We start from the raw sequence: 2043 nt of genomic DNA, 5'->3' as shown, positions 1-2043 counted from the left end.
CGGGGCCCGCGCGAAGATGGACGTCCATGTCCAGCACCGCCCACCCCCCGGTCAGCACCGCCACCCCGCCCGCCGAGGCCGACGGGCGCGGTGGCTTCCAGGTGCGGCTGGACAACTTCGAGGGCCCGTTCGACCTGCTGCTCAGCCTGATCGCCAAGCACAAACTGGACGTCACCGAGGTGACGCTGTCCAGGGTCACCGACGAGTTCGTCGCCCACATCCGGGCGATGGGCCCGGACTGGGACCTGGACGCGGCCACCGAGTTCCTGGTGGTCGCGGCCACCCTGCTCGACCTGAAGGCGGCCCGGCTGCTGCCCGCCGCCGAGATCGAGGACGAGGAGGACCTGGCCCTGCTGGAGGCCAGGGACCTGCTGTTCGCCCGGCTCCTGCAGTACCGCGCGTACAAGGAGGCGGCGGCGGTCCTCGCCGCGCGCTGGGCCGCCGAACTGCGGCAGCGGCCCCGGACGGTCGGCCTGGAGCCGCACCACGCCGCACTGCTGCCCGAGGTGGTGCTCACCGTCGGCCCGGCCCGGCTCGCCGAACTCGCGGCGCGGGCGATGACGCCCAGGCCGGAGCCGGCCGTCTACGTCGACCACATCCACACCCCGGCGGTCAGCGTCCGCGAGCAGGCCGCGGTGGTGGTCGACCGGCTCACCGCGCTCGGCGAGGCCACCTTCGGCCGGCTGGTCGACGACGCCGGGAACACCCTGGTGGTGGTCGCCCGCTTCCTGGCCCTGCTGGAGCTCTACCGGGAGAAGGTGCTGGACTTCGACCAGCCCGAGGCGCTCGGTGAGCTGCTGGTGCGCTGGATCGCCGAGGCGGACCGGCAGGTCGAGGTCACCGACGAGTTCGACCGCCCGCCCGGGGAGCCGGAACAGCGGGACACGGCACCGGACACCGCACGGGACACGGGACGGGACACGGCGCAGAAGGACGGTGGGCAGCGGTGAGCGACGAACGGTCCGGGCAGCCCCGGCGGGCGCTCGGCCTGCCCGGCCAGGCGCGGCCCGAGGAGTGGCAGGAGTCCGCCCACGAGGCGGAGGAGCGCGCCGAGGCGCTCGCCCGCCTCGCGCAGCAGGCGGCCGCGGAGGCCGCTGCCGGGGAGGCCGAGAACGCCAGGGAGGCCGGACAGGCTGCCCCGGCGCCCGGGGCGGTGGAGGTGCCCGCGCAGGCCGTGGCGCCCGCGGCGGCGGACGGGCCGGACCCCGACGCCCCCCGGGTGCCGCTGCGGGCCGCGCTGGAGGCGGTGCTGATGATCGCCGACCAGCCGGTGCCGGAGGGCCACCTGGCCTCCGTGCTGGAGCGTTCCCGGGCCGAGGTGGCCGCCACGCTGCGCGAACTGGCCGCCGAGTACACCTTCCAGGGCCGCGGCTTCGACCTGCGGCAGGTGGCCGGGGGCTGGCGGTTCTACACCCGGGCCGACTGCGCGCCGGCCGTCGACCGCTTCGTGCTGGACGGCCAGCAGGCCCGGCTCACCCAGGCCGCACTGGAGACGCTGGCGGTCGTCGCCTACCGGCAGCCGGTGTCGCGCGGCAGGGTCTCAGCGGTACGTGGTGTGAACTGTGACGGCGTGATGCGTACCCTGGTACAGCGAGGACTGGTGGAAGAAGCCGGCTCCGAGCCCGAAACAGGTGCGATCCTGTATCGGACGACGAACTACTTCCTGGAACGGATGGGGCTGCGCGGCTTGCACGAGCTGCCGGAGCTTGCGCCCTTTCTGCCCGAGGTCGACGACGTGGAAGCGGAGTCCCTCGAAGGCACGGTGATCGCGGAGGCGGTCGCGGCCGCGCAAGCGGCGGGCGACCGCGACGAGGCGGGTCGGGAAGTGCGGTGAGGTCGGCCGGCACGACTTGCACATCCCAAGACGGAACACGACGTACGGACATTTGATGCGTAGCAGTGGCAACGGCAGGAACAGCAGCGGCGGCGGCCAGGGCGGCCGCAGCGGCGGTCAGGGGCGGGGCGGCCAGGGGCAGGGCGGCGGCGGTCGCAGCGGCGGCTCGTCGTACGGCGGCGGCAGCGGCCGTCCCGGCTCCGGTGGCG

General features: G+C 74.8%; 2 protein-coding genes. Both read left to right on the top strand.

Annotation, left to right across the window (positions count from 1 at the left end):
• Positions 1 to 26 precede the first annotated feature (26 nt).
• Positions 27 to 950, top strand: coding sequence for a ScpA family protein (locus AA75_RS12225; RefSeq protein ID WP_082526440.1), 924 nt, complete (start codon positions 27 to 29; stop codon positions 948 to 950).
• 224 nt (positions 951 to 1174) lie between these two features.
• Positions 1175 to 1834 carry an SMC-Scp complex subunit ScpB gene (gene scpB / locus AA75_RS12220; RefSeq protein ID WP_255369509.1) on the top strand — a complete coding sequence of 220 codons (660 nt, stop codon included), beginning with the start codon at positions 1175 to 1177 and terminating at the stop codon, positions 1832 to 1834.
• Positions 1835 to 2043 lie beyond the last annotated feature (209 nt).

Source organism: Kitasatospora sp. MBT63 (assembly GCF_000710465.2).
Lineage (GTDB): Bacteria > Actinomycetota > Actinomycetes > Streptomycetales > Streptomycetaceae > Kitasatospora.
The sequence above is the reverse complement of the archived record's forward strand: the minus strand, read 5'-3'. Positions and strand labels throughout refer to the sequence as shown.